2 protein-coding genes are annotated in these 1,952 nt (G+C 66.6%); one reads left to right on the forward strand and one right to left on the reverse strand.

Translation table 11 applies throughout. The annotated features are described in order from the left end of the window. Positions 1–94: 94 nt before the first annotated feature. Positions 95–1,420: a cystathionine gamma-synthase family protein gene (locus QN347_RS19115; protein WP_322161996.1), complete on the reverse strand. Its 1,326-nt coding sequence runs from the start codon at positions 1,418–1,420 to the stop codon at positions 95–97. Positions 1,421–1,513: 93 nt separating this feature from the next. On the opposite strand from QN347_RS19115, the gene QN347_RS19120 reads away from it, so the two are divergent. Continuing rightward, positions 1,514–1,894: a VOC family protein gene (locus QN347_RS19120; RefSeq protein WP_322161998.1), complete on the forward strand. Its 381-nt coding sequence runs from the start codon at positions 1,514–1,516 to the stop codon at positions 1,892–1,894. Positions 1,895–1,952 lie beyond the last annotated feature (58 nt).

Consider the following 1,952-nt stretch of genomic DNA (forward strand, 5'->3'; position numbering starts at 1 on the left):
GGCCCGCGTCATCATCATCGGCCCCAGCGCCCACCTTACCCACGGGGGGGCTGCGGCGCTGTAGCGCCGCAGACCTGTCCCCCCGTTGAACGCGTCAGATCGCGTCGAGGGCCTGCGCGAAATCGGCGATGAGATCGTCGGCATCCTCGACCCCGATCGAGATGCGCACGAGATTGTCGGTGATGCCGAGCGCTTGCTTGCGCTCGTCGGCGACCGACAGATGCGTCATCGCCGCCGGATGCGAAGCGAGCGTCTCGGTGCCGCCGAGCGACACGGCGAGCTTGGCGATTTTCAGCGCATCGAGGAACGCGAACGCCTCCTTCTCGCCGCCTCGCACGATCAGCGAGAAGGTCGAGCCCGCGCCGGTGCAGTGCCGCGCGTAGATGTCGGCCTGGCGCTCCATGCCGGGGCTGTCGGCGAGGAAGCCGAGATAGCCGACGCGCTCGACCTTGGGGTGGCCGCGCAGGAAGCCGCAGACCTTGACCGCATTCTCGCCCGCGCGGCTCATCCGCAGTTCGAGCGTCTCGAGGCTGCGCATCAGCATCCACGCGGTGTTGGGGTCGCAGATCGTGCCGATCGTGTTGCGCATCAGCCGGATCGTGTTGATGTGCGCCTTCGATCCGAGCACGCCGCCCGCGACGAGATCGCTATGCCCGCCGGCATATTTGGTCAGCGAATAGACGACGATGTCGGCGCCGTGCTGGAGCGGCTTGAGCCACAGCGGCCCGAGGAAGGTGTTGTCGATCGCGATCGGCGGCTTGGTGTCGCCGGTGAAGATCGCGTCGCGGCTCGCCGCCACTGCCTGGATGTCGACCAAGGCGTTGGTCGGATTGGCGGGGCTTTCGAGATAGATCAGCGCGACATTCCCAGTCGCCGCCTCGGTCATCACCGCATCGATCTCCTCACGCGTCGCGCCCGCCGGGAAATCGAGCCACTTCACGCCGAAGCGGCCGAGGATGCGTGCGATCAGCGTCTCGGTCGCGGCATAGAGCGGGCCCGAATGGACGATCGTGTCGCCGGGCTTGACCATCGACAGGAACAGCGTGGCGATCGCCGACATGCCGCTCGAGAAGACGAGCGCGTCCTCGGCCTCTTCCCACACGCCGAGGCGATCCTCGAGAATTTCCTGGTTGGGGCCGTTGAAGCGCGAATAGACGAGGCCTTCCGAGCCGCCCGGGCGCTTTCCGGTGACACCTTCGAAGTGGCGCTTGCCCGCGGCCGCATTGGGGAAGACGTACGTCGAGGTGGCGAAGATCGGGGGTTTCAGCGAACCTTCGGACAGCGCCGGGTCATAGCCGTGGCCCATCATCAGCGTCGATGGTTTCAGCTTGCGGTCGCCGATCTTCTCGATCGACGGCTTGGGCTTGGTGCGCGGGGCGACGCCGGTCAGATCGGCTTCGGTTTCGAGTTTGTCGGCCATGCTGCGTCCTCGCTAAAAATAGGGTAGGATCGTGTACCGCGAGATAGTGTCAATTGAAACCATCTGCGCGGTGGAGCGACGGGGGGACGGGACATGGCGGTTGCGGTGGTTTCGGTGCCGGTGCGCGATCCGGCGGCGGCGTTGGACTTTTATACGCGCGTGATCGGGCTCGCGGTGCTGCGCGACGAGCCGATGGGGCCCGCGATGCGCTGGATCCAGCTCCAGCCCAGCGATGGTGGCGCGACGATCGCGCTGGTGACGTGGTTCGATGCGATGCCGCCGGGTGGCGTGCAGGGGCTGATGCTGGGGGTCGACGAAGTCGATGCCGAATATGCGCGGATCGGCGCGCTGGGCGTGCCGCTGTCGCCGGTCGACGCGCAGCCGTGGGGGCGCTTCACGATGCTGAAGGACCCCGACGGCAATGGGCTGATCCTCGCGCAACTGACGACGCCTGAGGAATTCCGGACCCGCTGACCGCGCGCCTCCCCTCCCTGGAAGGGAGGGGCTGGGGGTCTGTCTCTTATACACATCT

It is taken from the genome of Sphingomonas sp. 10B4, assembly GCF_035019905.1.
In the GTDB taxonomy this organism is placed as follows: domain Bacteria; phylum Pseudomonadota; class Alphaproteobacteria; order Sphingomonadales; family Sphingomonadaceae; genus Sphingomonas; species Sphingomonas glacialis.

Excerpts from the sequence above, each read along its gene's own strand:
- QN347_RS19115 (WP_322161996.1), bottom strand. The coding sequence starts at position 1,420 with ATGGCCGACAAACTCGAAACCGAAGCCGATCTGACCGGCGTCGCCCCG.
- QN347_RS19120 (WP_322161998.1), top strand. The coding sequence starts at position 1,514 with ATGGCGGTTGCGGTGGTTTCGGTGCCGGTGCGCGATCCGGCGGCGGCG.